Here is a 2,132-nt window from a genome sequence, read left to right on the forward strand (position 1 = left end):
AGGACCGGCTCCGTCCGCAGGAACCAGCAGCCCAGCGGCACCAGGAAGGCGGGCAGAGGGGGCGACCACGGACGGTGCAGGGCCCGGCGCAGCTCCCGCATGAAGGCGGCATTGGGCACCGGACCGGGGCTGGTGGCGTTGTACACGCCCTCCATGCCGGGGTCGTCCATCGCCCGTTCCCACAGCCGGATCATGTCCGCCTCGTGGATCCAGCTGATGTACTGCCGCCCGCTGCCGATCGCTCCGCCGAGGAAACAACGCGTGAGGTTCACCAGCATCCGCAGCGCGCCCCCGCCGTGACCGAGCACGAAGCTGATGCGGTAGAGCACCTTCCGCGTGCCCGGGGTGGCCTCCGCGGCAAAGGCGGCCTCCCATTTCAAACACGTCTCCACCGGGATGCCCGCACCGGGAGCGGTCGTTTCATCGCACTCGCGTTCCCCGGCATCGCCATAGATGGCCAGGGATCCCGACTGCACCCAGGCGCCGGGCGGACGCTTGCAGGCCCGGATGGCCGCGCCAACGGCCCGCACCGAGTCCACCCGCGAGTCATTGATCTCCTGGAGCGCGGCCCCCGTGTAGCGGCAGTTCACATTCTTTCCGGCCAGGCCCACCACCGCATGGGCGCCCTCCAGTTCCCCGGCCCAGGCGGGCTCCACGGTGCGACCGTCCCAGCGCACCCAGCGACCAGGGGCCCCGGCGGGTTGGGGTCCGCGCGCCAGGATGACCACCTCCACGTCCCGGGCGGCCAGGCTGCGAGCCAGCGCCAGGCCCAGGAAGCCGCTACCGCCGGCGAGGATGACTTTCGGTTGTTGTTTCATGGATGCTGATGACAGGGGTGAAAGGTGTAGAAATCGAAGGCAAAGCCCGGCTGCAGGGCCGCCAGCGTGTAGGTGAGCGTGAGGAAGATGAAGACCACCGTGAGCAGGTGGTAGCCCAGCTTCAGCCAGCCATTGGTGAGATAGGCCCGCGCATCAAAGATGAAAAACTGCACCGTCAGACGCGCCCCCCAGAACACCGCCGTCATCCCCGCCAGACTGCGGGCCACCGGCGCGCCCCGGGCCATCTCCGGCGCGTGCAGCAGCGTCATCGTACCCAGGCTCACGATCATGAGCACGATGAAAACGCCATACACCCAGAAGAGGGTGCGCAGGAACGCGGGCAGCGGCTTGAGCACCGACTTCCAGTCCATCACCACCGGGGTGAGGGCGCTGGCGCTCAGAATCGCGAAGTGCAGCGCCCCGGCGAAGTAGAGCGCGTTTTCCAGGGTCAGGATCGATTTCATGGCAGGGCATGGATGAAGTGGAGGAACGGGAGGATGACCCGCTCCACGAACGGCGGAGGAAAAAGGAGAAAGACCGGCCCCAGCGTGAAGGCGTGGGTGAAGATCCAGCGGGGAATAAGGTGCCCCGGCCCGGCAACCGCCGCGCTTCCCGGAAACAACCGGCGCTCCAGAGTCATGCCGAGCGCCTGGATGAGGAAATAAGTGAGCGGCAGACCGTGCCCAGCCCCGGCGGGCACGGTGATGACGAGCTCATGCACCAGCCCGGAGGCCAGGAACACCGCCACCGTGGCCGCGTGCCGACCCCGACGGCGCAGCACCGGGCGGAAAATCCAGCGGTGGGCCAGGTCCCGGAAGGCCCGGTTCCACCGCTGCCCCCAGAACTCTGCCAGCGACAGCGCCAGTACCGGGCGGTCCATGATGGGCCGCACCCGCCGCCCCTGCCGCTGCCAGCACCCTGCCAGCAGACGGAAGACGCCAAAGTGCAGCACGAGCACCAGCCCCACCATGGCCACCCAGCCCGCCGCGAGCGGCGTGGCCAGATGCCGGGCCAAGCCCCAGATCAAACCAGCCCCCAGCAGAACGGCCAGCAGCCCCGCCCCGCCCGCCACCGTGCGCCCCGGAGCCGCCCCACGCCGGAAGAAGGCCTCCGCATCCATGCCCGGCCACAGTGCCATCCAGGCCACCTCCTCCCACCTCGTGGGAGCGGGCAGTACCCGGCCCAGCGCGGCCCGCATGGCCAGCTTCCCGGCCAGGAACACCCCGCCTGCCAGCAGCCACATCACGGCCCAGCGGGGCAGGGGTTCAGCGATGGCGATCTCGGCGATCATATCTGTAATTTCGGAAAGTAACG

At 68.9% G+C, this 2,132-nt stretch carries 3 protein-coding genes; all 3 read right to left on the reverse strand.

Annotated elements, in window-relative coordinates; genetic code table 11:
• Window positions 1–818, reverse strand: an 818-nt coding sequence (locus BV106_RS05010; RefSeq protein ID WP_038161432.1) for a TIGR01777 family oxidoreductase, incomplete at its 3' end; no start/stop codon positions are given.
• Complete coding sequence (locus BV106_RS05015) at window positions 815–1,282, reverse strand: hypothetical protein (protein ID WP_038161435.1); 468 nt, start codon at window positions 1,280–1,282, stop codon at window positions 815–817. The genes BV106_RS05010 and BV106_RS05015, both read right to left, overlap by 4 nt.
• On the reverse strand, window positions 1,279–2,132 hold an 854-nt coding region (locus tag BV106_RS05020; protein WP_265595352.1), incomplete at its 5' end, for an MBOAT family protein. The genes BV106_RS05020 and BV106_RS05015, both read right to left, overlap by 4 nt.

The sequence above is a fragment of the Verrucomicrobium sp. BvORR106 genome (genome assembly GCF_000739655.1).
Classification (GTDB): Bacteria; Verrucomicrobiota; Verrucomicrobiia; order Verrucomicrobiales; family Verrucomicrobiaceae; genus Verrucomicrobium.